Annotated in this window: 12 protein-coding genes and 1 tRNA gene; all 13 read right to left on the reverse strand. The window is 65.4% G+C overall.

Annotated features, from left to right (window positions below):
• Positions 1 to 44: 44 nt before the first annotated feature.
• Positions 45 to 4,943, reverse strand: coding sequence for an NACHT domain-containing protein (locus GPA27_RS12545; RefSeq protein WP_169140924.1), 4,899 nt, complete (start codon positions 4,941 to 4,943; stop codon positions 45 to 47).
• 57 nt (positions 4,944 to 5,000) lie between these two features.
• Complete coding sequence (locus GPA27_RS12550) at positions 5,001 to 9,524, reverse strand: NACHT domain-containing protein (RefSeq protein ID WP_169140926.1); 4,524 nt, start codon at positions 9,522 to 9,524, stop codon at positions 5,001 to 5,003.
• Positions 9,525 to 9,679: 155 nt separating this feature from the next.
• Positions 9,680 to 9,755 (reverse strand) — tRNA-Thr (locus GPA27_RS12555).
• Between the two features lie 10 nt (positions 9,756 to 9,765).
• The gene (locus GPA27_RS12560) at positions 9,766 to 10,926 is read right to left on the reverse strand and encodes an HD-GYP domain-containing protein (protein ID WP_169140928.1); all 1,161 of its coding nucleotides are present in this window, start codon (positions 10,924 to 10,926) and stop codon (positions 9,766 to 9,768) included.
• A gap of 105 nt (positions 10,927 to 11,031) precedes the next feature.
• Positions 11,032 to 11,784, reverse strand: coding sequence for a Crp/Fnr family transcriptional regulator (locus GPA27_RS12565; protein WP_169140930.1), 753 nt, complete (start codon positions 11,782 to 11,784; stop codon positions 11,032 to 11,034).
• A gap of 4 nt (positions 11,785 to 11,788) precedes the next feature.
• Positions 11,789 to 13,654, reverse strand: a complete 1,866-nt coding sequence (locus GPA27_RS12570; protein WP_169140932.1) for a nitric oxide reductase activation protein NorD — start codon at positions 13,652 to 13,654, stop codon at positions 11,789 to 11,791.
• 1 nt (position 13,655) lies between these two features.
• Complete coding sequence (locus tag GPA27_RS12575) at positions 13,656 to 14,696, reverse strand: 4Fe-4S binding protein (protein ID WP_169140934.1); 1,041 nt, start codon at positions 14,694 to 14,696, stop codon at positions 13,656 to 13,658.
• Positions 14,697 to 14,700: 4 nt separating this feature from the next.
• Entirely contained in the window at positions 14,701 to 15,108 is a 408-nt protein-coding gene (locus GPA27_RS12580) for a magnetosome magnetite crystal formation protein family (RefSeq protein WP_169140936.1), read from the reverse strand.
• Between the two features lie 30 nt (positions 15,109 to 15,138).
• Complete coding sequence (locus GPA27_RS12585; RefSeq protein ID WP_169140938.1) at positions 15,139 to 15,939, reverse strand: CbbQ/NirQ/NorQ/GpvN family protein; 801 nt, start codon at positions 15,937 to 15,939, stop codon at positions 15,139 to 15,141.
• The gene (locus tag GPA27_RS12590) at positions 15,936 to 16,247 is read right to left on the reverse strand and encodes a cytochrome C oxidase subunit IV family protein (protein ID WP_169140940.1); all 312 of its coding nucleotides are present in this window, start codon (positions 16,245 to 16,247) and stop codon (positions 15,936 to 15,938) included. The genes GPA27_RS12585 and GPA27_RS12590 overlap by 4 nt, the downstream gene beginning before the upstream one ends.
• Positions 16,248 to 16,260: 13 nt before the next feature.
• Positions 16,261 to 16,884 (reverse strand): cytochrome c oxidase subunit 3 family protein, encoded by a 624-nt coding sequence (locus tag GPA27_RS12595; RefSeq protein ID WP_169140942.1) that lies wholly within the window; start codon positions 16,882 to 16,884, stop codon positions 16,261 to 16,263.
• A gap of 178 nt (positions 16,885 to 17,062) precedes the next feature.
• On the reverse strand, positions 17,063 to 18,445 hold the full coding sequence (locus tag GPA27_RS12600) for a cbb3-type cytochrome c oxidase subunit I (RefSeq protein WP_169140944.1): 1,383 nt from the start codon (positions 18,443 to 18,445) through the stop codon (positions 17,063 to 17,065).
• Positions 18,446 to 18,482: 37 nt separating this feature from the next.
• Entirely contained in the window at positions 18,483 to 18,908 is a 426-nt protein-coding gene (locus GPA27_RS12605) for a c-type cytochrome (protein WP_169140946.1), read from the reverse strand.
• Positions 18,909 to 19,084: the final 176 nt, after the last annotated feature.

The raw sequence follows: 19,084 nt of genomic DNA on the forward strand, positions 1-19,084 counted from the left end.
GCAGCTCGCGCTGCAGATCCTACAAACGCGATGACGATCAGCTATCAGCCAAGCTCGAGCCCAGCGGAGACGGCGTCGAGTAGGGTTGCTCGTACTGTCCGCCATTGGTCGGCGATCGCGTCATAGCCCGCGACTGGCAGGCGCTGATTCATGCCCAATACCCGAAGAAGATCGAGCGCCTTGCCGCGCGTCTCGGGGCTAAGCTTGCCGGACGCCGCCAGATAACGGGCAAAGCTGCCACTGATGCTCGGATTGACGTCCTTCCCGATCCTCATGCTCAGCATGCCTTCAAGCTCAGCGTCCCGCTGGAGCCTTTCCTCGACCGCCAGATTGGTTATCTGCTGCGCATCGAATTCTGAGCGCCACCGTCGAGTCACCATGGCCGCAAGCAGTCTGCAAAACGTGGCGTTGTCGGCACGGCAGGCGGCCACATGAACGGCCACAGTCCAGTCCGCAAACTCGCGACCGAGCGCATCGAATTCGATGGGAAATGGCAGTTCCTCGGCGTCGGGCGCGAAGATGGCAAGCGGGATCGCAGTCGTGGTGACCGGCGTATTCTTATACCGCTCGACAAGACGCTGACGCACGCCTATGTCGCCGGAGAACTGGTTGCGCAGAATAAGCCCGACATCCGCATTAACCATCGCGCGGTCGTTGCTGTGATCGCGGCTATCGAGCGTGTCCCAACAGCGCGCGAGCAGGAGGTCGCTGCGGGGGCGTTCGGCCGCGAGCGCGTGCAGAGCGCGCGGGGTACGTGGGATCTCGCCACGCTCGGCGAGCGCGAGGAACGCCGCTCGGGCGGCGGGCGAGGCACCCGGCGCGGCAGAAAGGATCTTGGCGAGCTGGCTGCCACGGCTGAACGAGTTGAACCGTTCGGGCAAACTGTCACCGAAAGCCGCTTCGAACTCGGCGTACCGCTCGCAAACCAACCGCTCGACCGCGGCGATGCCTTGACTGGATCTGCCGGTCTCAAGCGCGACCGGCTTGCCGCCGTCGTCAAGCGTCGCCAGCGCGTCGAGTGCTCCGATGGTCGCCAGCCCGGCGAGTGCCGCGGCGCGGACCGATTCAAAGTCAGGACCGACCGCGACCGCCTTGGCAAGAAGCTCTTGCCGAGCTGCGTCGTGCGCCTCTAGCGGCAGGGCACGGTGATGGGCGATGACAATGCGTGCGCGCAGCTCGGGATCAGTCTCGCACATAGCCCGACCCAACACCGCCTCAAGCGCCGTTCCGGTGCCGCCAGTCGCGGCAACCTCGACGACCTGCGTGCGCAAATCGACGGGCAAGGGCACAGCCGCAGCGAACAACACCGGCGCGAACTCCGGGTCCTCCGCGTAGCCCGCGGCGATTGCCGCAAGCGGCCCGTCCGCCTCACGGACGCGCTCCAGCGCGAGCATGCGGACGTTGGCATGCGCGCCAAACGCGCGGAACAACGTGTCGGACGCGTCGTACAGACCGCGTGCCTGGTCGGGAAAGGCGAGGATCGCCGCTACGGCTTCGTTGTCGGCCCCGTTACAGCCGCATTCTTCCAGTCCAATGGCGAGCAGGTCACGTCGTACGTCTGCTCGCGTACCCATGCGAATCAGCCGCTCGCGCGCCACAGCCTTGTCGGCCACGATCTCAGGAAGCAAGGCGGCAAGATCGGCGAGATCTTCGTCGGCCGCGTCCGCGAGCGCATCAATGGCGGCCTTGACCTCGGGATGGTCACGTCCCCAGCCGACGAGCAGTGCGCTCAGCGCCCAATGCCGGTTGAACTGTTCCTTTTTTTCACCAAGGACCCCAATCAGCGCGGCCGCGACTGGTGCATCGGCGGTGTGTGCGACATAGTGTCGGATCTTGTACATTCCGATGATCCGGTTCTTGGGCTCGCACCAATACGCGTTGGCGGCAGCGCGAATTTTGGGATCCGCAGCGGCGAAGCGGCCGACCTGCGACCAGATTCGTCGCTCGTCGCCGATGACGTTGAAGGGGAACTTGCTGCCGAGCTCCGCAAGAATCCATGCGCGGACATCGGCGCGATCGACGGGCGACTCCAAAAGGTAGGCCGAGGCAACATCGTGCTCCCAGAGCGAATCGGAGTTGCGCGACACACGCTTGAGCGCGCTTTCAATGAGCGTTTCGTCGCCGGGCCAGTAATTGATAAGCATTGCAGCAGCGAGCTCGCGGTGCGGATAGGAGACGCCCGACCAGAAATACTGGCTATGCAGCACGGCATCGCGCGCCTCGTCGTTTGCCGCACCTATCTTAGCGAGCCCGAAGATACCGACCAGACGCAGCTCTGCCCTGTGCGAGTGCGAGGCCTCTTCGAACAACGGCGCTGCCTTGGGCGAGCCCGACCAGCCGAGCGCCAAAGCCTCGAGCAGCGCAGCAGCCGTTGCAAGATCACGCGTGCGGGCCAATCCATCGAGCAGACGCTGGCAGGCGTCGGCCGAGGACGAGAAGGCCTCCGCATAGGCGGCCGCTGCGGCACGCTGAACGCCGCGATCTTCATCGTGCATTGCCTGAAACAGAAGGTCTTGGAGCTGTGCAGTCGGCTCCCATGCGCCGAACGCGCCTATCAGCGACGCGCGTTGATAGGAAAGCCGCGCAGGCAGCCAGCGGCTGAGGCGCTGCTCGATGTCCGCCTTGAGCGTGGGATCAGGGAAACCTTTCAGCACTGACGCCAATGCCTCGCGGCGGGCTAGCAGCCAGTCCTCGGTTTCGACCCGGTCCATCGTCGCGAGTGCCAGCCGCCGAGCGGTCGAGGGCGAGCGCATCGTTGCACTAAACGCAATGTCGCCGAGCAGAACCTGACGGTGGAAGCCCGCGAGTTCGTCGGAATCCGGCGCCTCGATGATCGCGACTAGCCGGTCGAACTCATCACGCCGCTGGATGCTGCCGAGAAGGTTGGTGATGACGTTGCGCCAGCGCCCCTCGCTGGCGTGCGCCCGCACGAACGCCTCGATGTCGCGGAACGGCCAGCCGCCGATATGCTCGGCGCCCAGGAACTCCTCGAAGCTCGCATGGACGAACCCGACCTCGCCGGGAGCCTTCTCGACGATAAGCCCCTGGGTCTCGGCATTGACGGAAAGGATCTCACCGGCTGCAGCCGCGGCAACCGCGTCAGCGAGTTCAAAACCTTCCGGCGAGGCGAGATAGGTGCGCAGGATATCGCGGGCGGTGGCTCGCTGCATGCCGTCACCGCCCGTCTGCTCGCGCACCGCGTACGCCAGCCGGGCGATGGCCGCGCGCCTTTGATCGGGATCAGTCGCGTGGCGGAAGCGCGGCTCAGTATCGCCCGAGGCCGTCGCGCGCCGGTCAGGATGAACTTCGAGCAAGATGCGCACTAGCTGGTCGTAAATGTCGCCCCTGGTACGCGGAAGGATCTGTCCGCGTAGCGCGAGGGTCACGAGGCCGATGAGCAGCAACGGCACTGCGGCGAGCGCACCCAGATTGGCATCGCGCGCCAACTCGGCCATGAACCGCCCGGTGCGCAGGGTGGCTTCAGACGGGCCGAAGCCGTCCCGCGCGGCCGCGGCATAGCGTTCGAACCAGCGCTCGGCAATGGCCGTCTGCTGGACGGCCGACAGGGGCGCGATAGTACCGCGCTTCCAGTTAGCAGGAAGCGTGCCGATGCGGCTCAAGCCCCGGGGCCGACCGGAGACGATCACGGGGATACCATGCGCCTCAACGATTGCGACGAGCGTGCTCAGCGTCGCGCGGGCGGCCTGCTCGTTGCTCCACTCGTCGAGGCCATCGATGAGCAGTAGGACACGCTGGTCATCAATGGCGCGATCGAGCAGATCAACGATCGAGCGGGTGAGAAGTTGCTCTAGCGAGCGCCGGACGATCTCCTTGATCCCGATCGCATTGCCGTCGCGGGCAACCTGCGCGGACCAGCGCGCGAATGGAAGATAGACCGGAATGTGCTGCCCCCAGCGCACCCCGAGCTCGGGGAAATGCGCCTGACCATGGAGTAGATCGAGCGCGACAACACGCAGTAGCGTGCTCTTGCCGCAGCCAGCGTCGCCGAGCAGCACCAAGCGCTGGCCGTCGCCGAGCCATTCGACAAGCGGCAGGCGCCGCACGCGGCTGTTGGCGACGGCGTCGCTCGGCCTAGTAAGGTCGGGCGCCGCGACCGACGGCGATGCCGCGGCGCCGCTGGCGCTCCGCTCACGCTCGGCTCCGGCGATATCGGCGCGCTCGGGAGCGCGCGCGGCCTCACGCACCAGCATGTCGGGCTTAAGGAACCGTTCGAGCAAGGTTAACGCGGGCCGGCCATCCTCGTCGCTGATCGATCCGAAGCTGCCGGGATCGACGAACTGGAACTGGGCCTCATAAACGCGGGCAAGCTGTGCGCGGACGCGGGCGAAGGCAGCGCCGTCGAGCCGTGCCCCGAGGCTGTCCGCAACGTCCTGTCCAAGTAGCTCTGCGACCCAGGCGCGCCCGAAAAAATCGTCGACGAGCAACGGCTGGCCGCGAAGGCGGTCGGTCAGGTTCTCGCCATCAAGCGCCGCAAAGGCGATGCCGCGCGCGGAAAGCCGCTCCGCCTGGCGTTCGATTTCCTCCTGCACCGCAATTGAGCGAAGCGGCGCCTGGACGACGATGGTGAAGCGGACCGCACGGGCGGCCCAACTGCCGGCGAGGAACAGGTCAACCGCTTCGCGCAGCTTGCCCGCGCCGAAGCTCCGATTACGCTTGGCCTGAAGGCAATGGTAGCGGCCATCCGCTTGGCGGGCGAAAATGTCGATGCCTTCCTGCGCATCGCCCTGTCGCCCGTAGCGTGCGCAATGTTCGACATCGCCGTCGAGCGCGGTCAGCCGGTGGCAGAGACGCTCAAAATTTTCCCAACTCAGCTCACCGAACGGTAGCTGTTGGACGCGCGTGCTGACGGGAAGCGCGGAGGGCACTGCGTCGGGCGGGCTGAGTATGGCAAGCGGGGCAAGATCGGACGTCGAAGCGGGCATCGTCATATTCTGGCATCACGACGCATACCTCGCCAGCGATCGCATAGCCATACTTCATCACGGATTAGCCAGAAACTCCGCCAACTGCTCGGGTGATGCATTTTGGCGTCCGAAGTTGAGCGTCCCCTGAATAGAGTCGCCATTAAATCGGTAGATGCCCCAGTAGTTGAGCATCCCGCCCCATCCATTGCCGTGACGCCGCCCGCCATGGGCGCTCTTCTCGCCAGTGAAAATCCATACAATTTCTTGCCCCTCGGCGTCGAGGAAGGCGCGCATCGCGTCACGATCAACGACCGCCGCACTGAATCCGGGCTCGTCGGCGGACGGATCCTTAAAGAGGATGCTGCCATCAGCGGTGGCATAGGCGAGAGAGCGTCCGTCGGCGAGGCGAAGATCGAGGCCACGCACCAGCGCCGGAGCGGGAATCGTAAGATTGAAGCTATCTTCGACCGAATAATCGTGGCCTGAGCGCTCGACATACCATTCGGCGACTGCTGCTTGGATCGGCATCGCGCCACGCTTTCCAATCTCCCAACTGCCATCGACGTTCGCGAACATGGGATGCCAAGGGTATTCGCCGAGGTAGCCATTTCCGCGTATGTCGACTTCGGGCAGGTGGTCGCGGTCACGCGCCGAGCCTTTGAGCAACCGTTCCAAGCGCTCGACATTATCGCGCGCGACCAGCACCGATTTGACCTTGTGCCAAGTCATGCGGTGAATCACGCGCTCGCCGTCGACCATGACAAGATGATTGCGGCCAACACTTATGTCGAGCACGAGCCAGCGCCGACCATTGGGATCGGTGACGTCGATCTGCTTGACAGGGTCGGGCATATCCCGCGATTGGTCTTCCATCCACGCGATGCGCGCCTCGGGCGGATCGTTGCGGCAGCGCGAGGCATGGGGCGACCACCAAGTTGCGCCTTGCCGGTCCGAGTCGCGCTGTTTGGTCCGGGTCACGAGAATGGTCGGATCCATCTCGCGCGTACGAACTTGCCATGGGCCGCGGTAGAACTCAGGGGTGCCCCGTAAGCCGCCGTCTACGAGCGCGATGTCGGACAGGCGTCCGGTCAGTTCATGAAAGGCAATCCACTGATATTTCTTTCCGATGCGCTCGACGCGGTGCTCCATGCGGCTATGGCTGGCCATCTGGCGGTCGAATTCGGCGAAACGCTCGGGAGTCCAACCAAGCTCATGCGCGCGCCACGCGACCCAGTGACGCGACTGCTTACCGGCATAGGTCGGGTTCCAGGCCGCGGCGTCCTCGTCCCACATCGGGCCGCGCAGGTAGCCGGCCGCGCGAATCCGAAATTCCTGAACCTCGTTCTCGTCCAACAGGCGCTCGAACTCTCCGATCGCGTCCTCGCGCTCCTTCTCGGCGGCGCGGCGCGTCTCGAGTCGTTCATCGAGGGCTCTGCGACGATCCCAGATCGCGAAGTCGTGTGCCATCCCATATGTGCGTCCCGCGATCTCGATCACGCACGTGAGCGCGGCTTCGCGATCTGGATGCGGCGCGACAACGCCTGCGTGCCACGCCTCATAGATCTCTCGCATCGATCGGCCGTGTTCCTCGCGGGGCAAGCGCAGAAAATCGCTTCCAAGCGGATCGATCTCGTAGCGTGCAAAATCGCCGTCCTTGACTGCAGAGCTACAAATCTCATCGTGGAATAAGCGACCGCCATAGTCTTGGACATAGGTTTCCAACGTCGCCTCGCCGATCATCTCGAGTGGGGCGCCGCGGGCGTATGGTGGGCGGGCGCGATCGAGCGGTACGTCGGTAGGCAGGACACCGCGGCTGGCGGCGAGCTCGACGATGCCGCGCGCGTGGTCGCGAACGAGCGCGTGGGTCGGCAGCGGATTACGCGCAAACACCGCCGCGAAGGCGGCGCGGGCGAGCTCGGCGAGGCCCTCATCGCTCGAACGGCGCGTCGCGGCACCATAGGCGGCGGCGAGCACGCGATCGACGACATAGGCGTCATCAACATCCGCGAATTGATTGATCAGCGCGGCGGCGAGCTCGCGGCGATCGACCAGCAGCGTCGCGAGGGCCTTGGTCGCCATGTCGCGGACCCAACGATGACTGAGACTGGTGAGCCAAGCGAGCGTGATCGCGACGAGCTGCGCGCGAGCCGGCTCGATCTGCTCAAGGCCATTGGCGAGTACCCATCCGATCAACGTCTTGATTGCATCATCGCCGCCCTCAATGACGCGCGTGGCGCGGGTCGACCATTGAACGTCGCGCGCTGGCATCGACAGCGGCCGCAGCCAACGGTCGAGATGGTCAGCGTTGAAGCGATTGTCGGGTTCGGTGGCGACTGCGAGCAGCGTCTCGAGCACCGCATCACCGCCGATCGCCTCGGCCCACTCCTCGACCAGTTCGAGGGTTCGCTCGGTGAAGACGTCCTGTCGGCGCCATAGCAGGCTGAGCCGAAAGGCGTGGACGAGATCCCAGTGGGCGAACTTGTCATCGACCGCGTCGATGAGCTCGATGCCGTAGCGTTCGGGCAGTTGGACGGCGAGCGCCTCGGCAACGCCCGCGAAGCGGTATGAGTCTCGACCGGCCACATAAGGCGCGAGCGGGCCGCCAGTAGCGAAGGCCGGCGCGGGATCGCCGTTACCGACATGAGTGTCGAGCAGCCGCTCGGCAATACGATGATCGCTCAGCCGCTCGAAGGTGAAGCGAACCATCTCGACGATCGCATCGTCATCGCCCACCGGCTCCACCGCGAGCACGCCCTCACTTTCGAGCTGGAAGAATAGGCTTTGCTCAGCGCGGCCACTTGAGGCGTGGACACTCTCAAGAATCGCGTTCGCCGCGTCGACCAAGAGATAGCCGGACCCCGCCACGACCATCGCCTCGGTGAGCGCGGTGAGGGCCGCCTCGACACGCTTAAGCCTGGGCGCCAACCCCATGCGTTGATTGAGTGTCTCGACGACGGCACCGAAATAAAAATCGAACACGCTCGACACGCCGGCGAGGCCGCGTGGCAGTTCGCGCTCGCCACGGCGCTCGAGCATGTCGCACAAGGTGCGCAGGAACAGCGGATTTTCGAACTCGGGCGCGAAATGCGGGGCTGCCATTCGCACGATGCCGCGCTGGTCGAGATAGCGGCGCGCGGCCTCGGTCGCCCTCCCCGCGAAGCCGGGATGCTCGAGCCGGGGCAGCGTGGCCGCGTCGAGGTCGCGCACGATATAGGGAACGAAGGTGGTGCGGCACGAGACCAGAAGCGCGACATGGCTGAAGCGGTTGGCAACGGCGAGGAACGCGGCGAGCCGCTCGGACCAGACGGCGATGCCGTTACGCTCGTTGATCGCGTCGACCATTACCAGGGCGCGCGTGCCAGCGGCCTCAGCCGCGGCGTCAAGCGCGCCGAGGATCGCGTCCGGCGGGGTGTTGGTGAGCCCCAATTGCTCGGCGATCTGCCGCCACGGCTCGCCGTCGCTGAACGCGCCTCCGAGAGTGAGCACGGCGGGAAAGCCGCACTCGATGTGGTGCTCGGCGACGTCGGCGAACAAGTGCGACTTGCCGACGCCCGCCTCTCCGCTGAGCAGCAAGTGGCGCGCATTGGCAAGGCCGATCCCGGATGCGTCGATCGCCTCGGCGATGCGGTCGAGCGCCTCGCGCAGATGCTCGGCATGATAAAGAGCGCTACGCACGCTCTCGCGGTCGCCCCCGGGCAGCCGGCGCCGCTCCCAAATCGCCGCGCAGCAGCGGTCGAGTGTTGCTGTGGCCGTCGCTATCATGGTGCGCCAATGGGTGAGTGGCAGCGGGTCTGTGGGACCGAGCCGCGCGGCGCGAATCGCCGCTGAAAGAGCCGCCGCTTGGTCGTCGAGCGTCGCCACATCGGCATGCGTGGCTTCCAATGCCGCGCCGATCTCGCGGAGTGAGCGATGCCGCGCCTCGTCCACCTCATCCGCCCAATCCATGATCCGGCGTGCGAAATCGGGATCGCGCGCGAAGGCGGCTAGCGTCTGGCGTATCGGTAGCTCAACATTGAGCTCGGGCGTGTAACGGCGACCGAGAGCCGCGCGCGCGATCGCGAAACGGTCCCTGAACCAGTCGGCCCCGAAATGCGGGAGATCGAACCAATAGGTTCGGCGCCCGACATGCAGAGGATCGTTCCGCGATAGCCGCTCGGTTAGCTGGAAGGCACCCCAGAGCTCGATCTCAACCACGCGTGGCGCGATCGAGGCCTGGCGTGCGGTCACCCAGTCGTCCCAGCGATCCCGCTCGGACTTACGCCCGTCGATGCGCCCGTCGGACAAGTCGAACGGTAGGCATACGATGAACCGGGCGAGCGCGGGGTGTTTGGCCGCGGCGTTATCGAAGGACTCCTTGAGCTGCCCGCCTTCGCCGCTACCAAGCTGGAAGAAATACTTGGCCTGCCAACCCGTTTCCGATCCATCGCGCTCGACGCGATAGCATTCAAGCCCTGCGTCGGCGCCGGCACCCTTGCGATGGAAGGGCAGACCGACAGGAGTGTCGAGCGCGGCGAGTTGGCACGTGAGCTCCTCGAACCCGCCATGCTGGCTACCGTGATGAGGCCGAATGGCCCGGAAATCGATCGTTGGCGACGTCATCGGCGGGATCTCAGCTAATTCGTGCGTTTCATGACAGCGGGTCGCGATGCGTCATGTTGATTCTGTTCCTGTCCAATTCCTACCCGATATCCAAGAATCGGTTCAGGAAATGAAAATGGCAACCCTGTCAGGTTGCCATAAGTCTTTGAATCCATTGGTGCCGACAATCTGACTCGAACAGATGACCTACCGCTTACAAGGCGGTTGCTCTACCAACTGAGCTATGCCGGCGCGGGCCGGATTATAGCTTAAGGCTGGCGTCCTGAAAGCGCTGATAGATCGCTTCGACTTCCTCGCGGCAATCGAGCAGGGCCTGTACCGCAGGTGCATAGAGCTGGGTGCCCGACATGCGTTCGATTTCCTGGAAGGCGTTGGCCAGCGTCCAGGCGGGTTTGTAGCTGCGCGCGCAGGCCAGCGCGTCGAAGACGTCGGCGGTGGCGACGATGCGGGCTTCGAGCGGAATGGCGTCGCCGGTGAGGCCGTGGGGGTAGCCGCTGCCGTCCAGGCGTTCGTGGTGCGCGATGACGATGTTGCGCAGCATGTCGATGTTCGACAGGGATGCGAGGCCGAAGTCGCTGATCAGACGCTCGGCCATCTGCAACCCGACGATGACGTGCCGGCGCATCTCCTCGCGCTCAACGTCGTCGAGCTTGCCGGGCTTGAGCAGGATGCGGTCGGGCACCCCGACCTTGCCGATGTCGTGCAGCGCGGAAAACAGGAAGATGTTCTCCGCGTAGTCGTCGGTCTTGCCGTGCGATGGGCCGATCTCGCGTGCAATGAGGCGGGCATAGCGCGCCATGCGGTCGAGGTGGGCGCCGGTTTCGAGGTCGCGCACGTGGGCAAACTGGCTCGCCAGCCGCAGCCCGCCCACCAGCATCTGCACGGTGGCGAGCTCCTGGGTCACGATCATGCCGATGAGATGGCCGTAGAGCAGGAGGTCGGCGACGACCGGGTCCGAAAAGACGTCGCGCTCGCGCGCGTCGAAGAACAGGAAGCCGAGCAGTTGCTCGCCCCGCCGGATCGGTAGCGTGAGGCTGGACAGGAAACCTTGGTGATGCAGCCAGCGCGAGTGCGTCGTGTCGGACACCGGCAGCTTGCTGAGGTCGTTGAGGACGCGCGCCTGTCCGCTTTCGGCGATCGCGAGCAGCGAGGGGACGCTGTCGATCGGGCACTCGTAGCCGTTCAGCGGCGTGATCCCCGCTTCGTTGCTGGCGACGAAGGTCTTGAGGCGCCGCATCTCGGGGTCGTAGAGCGCGACGGCGATGCGTGCGATGGCCGGATAGCGCTCGTGGATGCGCAGGTGCAGTTCACTCACCTTGTCGCTGACAGACGCAACGTGCAGGTTTCCGGCCTGCTTGGCGGCGGATGCGGCGAATTCCTGCCAGCTGTCAGTGACGCTCATGATTTCCGTGTGTGCGAAAACGGGAATCAATTATCAGTTACCGCTCGCGGCGCCGCTAGTACTTTCGACACATCTCCGTACGCCGCCGTCCGGTGCCGGTGCGTCTCAGTAGCGGGCGCCGGTGGTGCGCAGGCGTTCGATGTCCGGGATATGAATCGTGCGCCCCTCGACGACGATCAGGCCGGCCTCGGCCAGTTCGTGCAGGATGCGCGAGAAGTGTTCCTGCGTGAGGTTGAGCCGTGAGGCGATCGTGCCCTTGCTGGTCGGCAGGCGGATCGACACGCGTCCGCACAGGCCCGGTTCGCCGCTGCTTTCCTCCTCGCGCAGCAGGTAGCCGACGATGCGTTCACGGCCGGAGAGCAGCGAGTAGGTCTCGACGTCGGCGATGAGGTGGTGCAGGCGCTGCGACAGGCCGGCGATGATGCGGCGGCAGAACGTGGGATCGCGGTCCATCTCCTCGAACACCACGCTCTTGGCGATGTGCAGCAGCCGGCTGTCCGTGAGGGCCTGTGCCATCACGAAGTAGGGCTTTTCCATGAACATCACCGCCTCGCCGAAGCTCTGGCCCGGGCGCATGATCTCGATGACCTTCTCCTGGCCTTCGGCGGAGGTGAAGGCGAGCTTGATCTGGCCACACAGCACGAGGTGAAAGCCGTGGCAGGGGTCGCCGCGGTGGAACAGCACGGCGCCCTTGTCGACGTTCTGTTCGCGCACGCCGCGCGCGAAGCGGGCAAGTTCGCCGGGGTCGAATCCTTCGAGAAGAGGGACATGGGCGAGCAGGCGGCACAGGTTCTCGGTGTCCGCGTGCGGCATCACGGGCGGGCCCGGTCGCTCTCGCAGGCAGTCGGTCAAGGGCATGGCATCACCGCGTGAGTTGGGCGTAGAACATGGGCAAGCGCGCCGGCAGTTCTTCCGGCTTGCGGATCACCGCGAAGCCGGCCGGGCCGAAGAGATGCGGGAGGTAGCCGGCGCCCTCGCGGTCGATCGTCACGCAGAAAGGCACGAGACCGAGCTTGCGCGCCTCGGATACGGCAACGCGCGTGTCCTCGATGCCATAGCGGCCTTCGTAGAGATCCAGGTCGTTGGGCTTGCCGTCCGACAGGATCAGGAGGATGCGCCGCGCGGCCGGCTCCGCGGCGAGGATCTGGCTCGAGCGCCGGATCGCGGCGCCGAGACGCGTGTAGTAGCCGGGTTTGATCGCACTGATGCGCCCGCGGATGCGATCATCGAAGCGGTCGCCGAAGTCCTTCAGGCGATGGAAGCGTACCTGGCTGCGTTTCACGGAGGAGAAGCCGGCGATGGCGAAGCGGTCCCCCGTGGCACCGAGCGCCTCGCCGAAGAGCAGCAAGGCGTCGCGGATCACGTCGATGACGCGTGCGTCGCTCGACACCCAGCTGTCCGTGGACAGGGAGAGGTCGGCGAGCACCATGCAGGCGAGATCGCGTTCGCGCTTTTCCAGCGACAGCCAGAGCTGGTCCGAGGGGTGGCGGCCCACGGCGCGGTCCGTCTGCGCGCGCACGACCGCGTCGACGTCGAGCTCGGAGCCGTCGACCTGCGCCTTGATCCAGCGCCGTCCCGGTTGCAGCGCCGCGAACTGCTGGTGCAGGCGCTTCGCGGTGCGGCGCAGGTGCTCGGGCAGCGGGCAGGGCTGGGCGTCGCGTGCGGCGAGTTCGGCCAGGCGCACGTGGTCCTCGAGCAGCACGCCCTTGCGGTAATCCCATTCCGGCAGGGGAATGCCGGGGCCGAGCACGATGTCGTCCTCGGCTGCCGACGGCAGGTCGAGATCGAAGCGCACTTTGGAGGCGACGCGCTCCGTGTCCTGCGTGAGCGACAGGTGGTCGAGGTCGCGCGCCGCATCGGCGGCGTTCGGGTCGGGGTCGTCGTCCGAAGGCCGGTTGATGCGCAGGAACTCCGCTATCGCGAGCAGGCTTTCGGCGCGGAACATCAGCAGCAGGCCGTTCTTTTCCTTCGGCATGTCGGCCTGCTCGGCGCGGTGGGCGCGGCGCTCCGATTCCTCGAAGTTCGGCGGGCCACCGTCCGCGGTCTGTTCGGGATCGGCGCCGCTGCGGCGGGTCGTGCCTCCCGTAGCGGCCAGCGATCCGGTGAGCCACAGCAGCACGGGATGAGCAGGCGGCGTGCCCGGCGCCACTGCCGGGAGCGCGAACACGGTCCCTGGCGCGTCTAGCGCGCGCCGGATCGCGCGCTCGCGCTCGGCCTCCTGCGGCGGCAACTTCTCGGGCTTGGGGCGCTTTGGCAGATAGGCCTCGACCAGCCGCCGGTAGCGCGGCTCAAGTCCGGGCCAGGCATGCAGCGCGGCGCAGGTCGCGAACTGGTTGCGGCGGAAGTCCCGGTCGGCCTCGTCGTCGCCTTCGGCGGCGAGGCCTTCGTGCGCGGCGGCGAGCGCAGCGAGCCACAGGTAGAGATCGCGGTTCAGCGATTTTTCGGGAAAGGCGTCGATCTCCGGCGGCAGCCGCAGCGTGGAGGGGTCCATGCGCGCCCGCGCCGCGCGGTCGCCGGCGCCGGCGATGCGGGAGAGCAGGCCACGCCGCGCCCCATGCTCGTCGTTGGTTGCCGCGGCCACGCGCAGGCCCGGATCGCCCCCCAACGCGCGGAAGAACACGCCCGCGGTGCGTTCGATGTCCTTGAGCCGTACGACCGCGTCGGGGTGGTTGCCGACCGCGGCGCGGGTGATCAGTCGGTGCCAGATCTTGCCTACGGCTTCTTCCATGCTAGCGTTCCTTGCCGGAGCGGAATCCGGCCTCGTTCTGGCGTGCGGCTTCGTTGCTGACCCACTGCAGCAGCGGACCCTGCGGGTTGTCGCGTTGGCTCTGCTCGCAGGCCTCCACGCACTGCGCGCACTGCGTGCAGGTGAACATCAGGCGCTTGATGTTGCGCGGCGTGAGCCGCATCGGGCACACGGCATCGCAGGCCGACTGCCGGTCCGGCAGGCAGTTCGCACAGTCGGCGGCGCGCTTGCGCTGGAAGCCGACGACCATCGCCTTGCGGTTGCCCATCCATGCCAGGCTCTGGAACAGGCCTACCGCGCAGGCATAGCGGCAGAACAGGTGTCGTGCGAACAGGAATTCGATCGACAGCACCGCGGTGCCGGCCGTGAGGAAGATCGTCTGGTTGCGCGTCAGCTCGCCGCCGAAGAGATTGCCGTAGATCTCCGCCGGCGGAAGCAGATAGGTCAGGAACACCACCGCCCACAGGAAGGCGAAGAACACCGCTGCCGGCACGACGACCAGCCACCAGCGCGCGTCCGCGCGCCACGGCGTGCCGTCCGCCTTCCACGGCGGAAGCGGTTCCTTGACCCACACGCTGGGCTTGCCCGAGGCCTTCTGCATCAGCTTGTTGATCGTCTCGACGACCGAGAAGTGCGGGCACAGCCAGCCGCAGTACAGGCGTCCCCACTTCCACGACACCCACAGGAAGGCCGCCGCGCCGACGACGATGGGCACGAACAGCCGCAACATGACGTTCGCGCCCGCTTCGAGCGCGCCGATGCGTCCGGCGAGGAAGTCGTCCATGCCCAGCCGCCATTCCATGCCGAGCAGCCATGCGTGGCCCGCGGCGAGGTCGTAGCGGAGGATGTCGAACACCGGGGCGAGGATGAACAGCGTGAAGAAGGCTATCTGGAAGGCGATGCGCTTCTTCTGCGTGCGGTTGTGGCCCATCGGCTTCGCGCTCGCGATGGGGATCACGCGCCGGGCGGGTTTCGCCTCGACGTCGGGATTCGCGGACAGCAGGGAGGGAAGCGGGGCGTTCATGGACTTACTCGTAGAGATCCGGGCCGATGAAGGGGTACTGCCAGCTGCGGCCGAGAATCGCGTGATTCAGTCCGACGACGCCGAAGATCACCAGCGTGGCGTGAAAGGAAACGAAGTAGAGAATGCCGAGCACCCACGACCATGGATCGTCGAATCCCCCGAGCAGGAAGATCGCGACGCTGACACCGACCAGCATCGCGCCGCCGTAGATGCTCGCGATGACCGTCTGCTGCAGGTGGTTGCGCACCACCAGCGGCGCGCTGTCGCGGTGGCGGCGCCACAGCACCAGCAACGCGAGGAAGGCCAGCCCGGGCGCGATCAGCAGGTTCGCAAGGAACAGCGCCTCGGCGAGGATCGCAAGGCGCGGGCCGGGCATCTGCTCCTTGAGGAGGTCGGGCTCCTGGGCGGACATGGTCTTAGGCCGATTGACCCGGGGACGGTGTCAGCGCCCGAAGGTGGCCGACACCACCTCCATCAGCGCGTCGGCGACTTCGGGGTCGTCGGTCAGGCTCTCGACGATCGCCGCGCGGCACGCGGTCACCGGGTCCATGCCGTCGCGCACCAGCAGAGCCGCGTATACCAGCAGGCGCGTGCTCGCGGCTTCCTCGAGATCCTGGTCCTTGAGCGTGCGCAGCGCATGCGCGATCGACACCAGGCGTTTAGCGAGGTCCGGCGCGCAGCGCGACTCGCCCACGAGGATGGCTTCCTCCCGCTCGGTGGCGGGAAAGTCGAAGCGCAGGCTCACGAAGCGCTGCCGCGTCGACGGCTTCATGCCCTTGAGCAGGTTCTGGTAGCCCGGGTTGTACGACACCACCAGCATGAAGGAAGGCGGTGCGGCGAGCAGTTCGCCGGTGCGGTCGATCGGGAGGATGCGGCGGTCGTCGGCGAGCGGGTGCAGCACCACGGTCGTGTCCTTGCGCGCCTCGACGACCTCGTCGAGGTAGCAGATGCCGCCCTCGCGCACCGCGCGCGTCAGGGGGCCGTCGCACCACACGGTCTGGCCGTCGCCGATCAGGTGGCGGCCGACGAGGTCGGCCGCGGTCAGGTCGTCATGGCAGGCCACGGTGTATAACGGCAGACCGAGGCGCGCCGCCATGTGCGCGACGAAGCGCGTCTTGCCGCAGCCCGTCGGGCCCTTGATGAGCAGCGGCAGGCGGTTCTTCCACGCATGCTCGAAGACGTCGATTTCGTCGCCGGCGGGCTGGTAGAAGGGAACGTCGAGGTGGGGCGTGTCGAGCATCATGCGGCGAGTCCTTTCCAGTAGGCAATGCCGATCAGGGCGCAGACGAGCGTCATCCAGCCGAGCGCGAGCAGCGGCCACATCAGCGGGGCGCGGCGCAGCGCCATGTAGTCGAGGATGATCAGGGCGCCCTTGCCGAAGGCGATAGAAAACAGCAGGCCGACGATCGCGGGCCCGGTGGTGCCGCTCTCGCCGACGCTCCAGGTCACGATGGTTGCCGCGATGAGCACGGCCCAGATCACCGTGGCGCGCAATGGCGTGCCGTGATCGGAGTGGGACAGGGCGTGGGCGGAAGATTGGTGGGTTTGCATCGTTTCGTACCTCTCAGCGCATCACGTAGACCAGCGGAAACAGGATCAACCACACCAGATCCACCATGTGCCAGTACGCGGCACCGGTCTCGATCCCGTTCATGCTGCCCGGGCCGTAGCGCCCCCTGCGCGCGTTGTTCCACAGGGCCGCGAGGATCACCAGCCCCAGGATCACGTGCATGAAGTGGAAGAAGGTCAGCACCAGGTAGAACATGTGGAAGGTGCTCGACGACAGGCTCACGCCGGCCTCGAACTTCGCCGCGTATTCGAACAGCTTCACGACGATGAAGCCCGCGCCGCACGCGATGCCGCCGGCGATCCACATTGCCGCGCGACGCCCCTGGGAGGCTTCGGCAGCCTGCACCGCGCGCACGACGAAGTAGCTTGAAGTCAGCAGCAGGATCGTGTTGATCGCCCCGGCATTGCGGTCCAGCGCCAGCTGTTGCTCGTTGAACAGCTCGACGTTGTTCGCGCGCGCGAACGCATAGGCGATGAAGAAGGCACCGAAGGCGAGCAGTTCGGCCAGGATGAAGAACCAGATCGCCAGGTCGCCGGGCAGGCGCCGGGCGGGGCCGTCGGAAGGGACGGCCCGGAGGGAGGGCGGCGGGCTCACGAGTGTTTGGACGCATGTATTCATGTGTCCCAGTCTACGAAGGGGAGGTGCGCCGAACCTTGATTCCGGTTAACTCCCGGACTTGGTGCAACAAAGAGGTGGGGAAAAAACCCCAAATGCCCCGCCGCAATAAAAAAGGGGCGGCCGAAGCCGCCCCGGAATCGCTTCCCGGCCCCGCGGAGGGCCGGGAGCGAGTGATCCATCAGGCGTGGATCAGGGGTTTGCTATCACCCTTGACGAAGAAGCTCGCCAGGTAGGTCACGAGGCCCGCGGCGAACACCACACCGGCCCACAGGCGCATCCAGTAGAACAGCGCGATCTGGTCCTGCACCGCCATGAAGGGCATCGGGGTGTCGGACACGCGCTGCAGCCACACTTGCAGGATGCCGGCGGCGGTGAGGAACAGGGTGATGAAGACCATCGAGATCGTCATCAGCCAGAACGCCCACATCTCGCACACCTGCGAACGTTCGCTGTTGGCGGCACGACCGCGCAGCAGCGGCATCGCGTAGCTGATGATCGTCAGCACCACCAGCACGTAGGCGCCGTAGAAGGCCATGTGGCCGTGCGCCGCGGTGATCTGCGAACCGTGCGTGTAGTAGTTGACCGGAGCCAGGGTGTGCAGGAAGCCCCACACGCCTGCGCCGAGGAAGGCCATCACGCCGGTACCGAGCGCCCACAGCACGGCAGCCTTGTTCGGATGCTCGCGGCGGCGACGGTTCACCATGTTGAAGGCGAACACGGTCATCGCGAAGAACGGGATCGGTTCCAGCGCCGAGAAGATCGAGCCGAGCCACTGCCAGTACGACGGCGTGCCGATCCAGAAGTAGTGGTGGCCGGTACCGATCAGGCCGGTGACGAGCGCCAGCGTGATGATGACGTACAGCCACTTCTCGATCACTTCGCGGTCGACACCGGTCACCTTGATCAGCACGAAGGCGAGGATGGCGGCCATGATCAGTTCCCACACGCCTTCCACCCAGAGGTGCACAACCCACCACCAGTAGAACTTGTCCTTGACCAGGTTGCCCGGGTTGTAGAACGAGAACAGGAAGAAGATCGCCAGACCCCACAGGCCCATCAGCAGCACGATGCTGATGACGGTCTTGCGGCCCTTCAGCATGGTCATCGTGATGTTGAACAGGAAGGCCAACGCCACGATCACGATGCCGATCTTGGTCAGGAGTGGCTGTTCCAGGAACTCCCGTCCCATCGTCGCGAGGATGTTGTTGCCCGTCATCTCGGCAAGCGTCGAGTAAGGCACCAGCAGGTAGCCGAGGATCGTCGCCGCGCCCGCGATCAGGAAGATCCAGAACATCAGCAATGCGAGTTTCGGGCTATACAGCTCCGTTTCCGCCTCCTCGGGAATGAGGAAGTAGGTGGCGCCCATGAAGCCGAACAGCAGCCACACGATGAGCAGGTTGGTGTGCACCATCCGCGCTACGTTGAACGGGATTTCCGGGAAGAGGAAATCGCCGACGACGTACTGCAGACCCATTGCCAGGCCGAAGATGATCTGGCCGACGAACAGTCCGATGGCTGCTATGAAGTATGGCAGCGCAACCGATTGAGATGAATATTTCATAGTTATGAATTCCCTTGGAGTTGTCGATTCGCTGCGCTCAGCCCTCGATGTTGGGAGGCCACTTCTGGGTGTTGATTTCCGAGGTGTACTTCAGGAAGGCGACCATGTCGTCGAGTTCCTGCTCGGTAAGATTGAAGTTCGGCATCTGGCGGCGTCCCGGCGTGCCGGTCGGCTGCGACTTGATCCACGCCTTGATGAACTCGGCGCCGCGACGCGGATAGACGTTGCCCAACTCCGGAGCGAAGTACGCGCCTTCGCCCAGCAGCGTGTGGCAACCGATGCAGTTGCGTGTTTCCCAGATGTGCTTGCCACGCAGGACCGACTCCGTCAGGTTCGCACGGTTGTCGGATTTCGGCAGACCGCCCATGGTGTCGAACGTCAATGCCACCAATAGCAGAAAGAAGAACACTGTCCCGCCGTAAAAGATGTTGCGGGCCATCGCCTTAGTGAATGTGCCGCTCATGGTTTGTCCCTCATTGTTTTGTCATGCATCCGAGTGATTGAGAAATAACCCGAAGGTTGCACGCATTCTCGGTAGCGGGGCCGGGGCGCTCCATGATTTGAATCAATTTCGGGAATTCAGTGCATTGATCGTCTCGATGAATGGAAAACGGGGCCGGGCTCGCGGGAGGATAGACC

The sequence above is a fragment of the Aromatoleum toluolicum genome, assembly GCF_012911005.2.
GTDB classification, from domain to species: domain Bacteria; phylum Pseudomonadota; class Gammaproteobacteria; order Burkholderiales; family Rhodocyclaceae; genus Aromatoleum; species Aromatoleum toluolicum.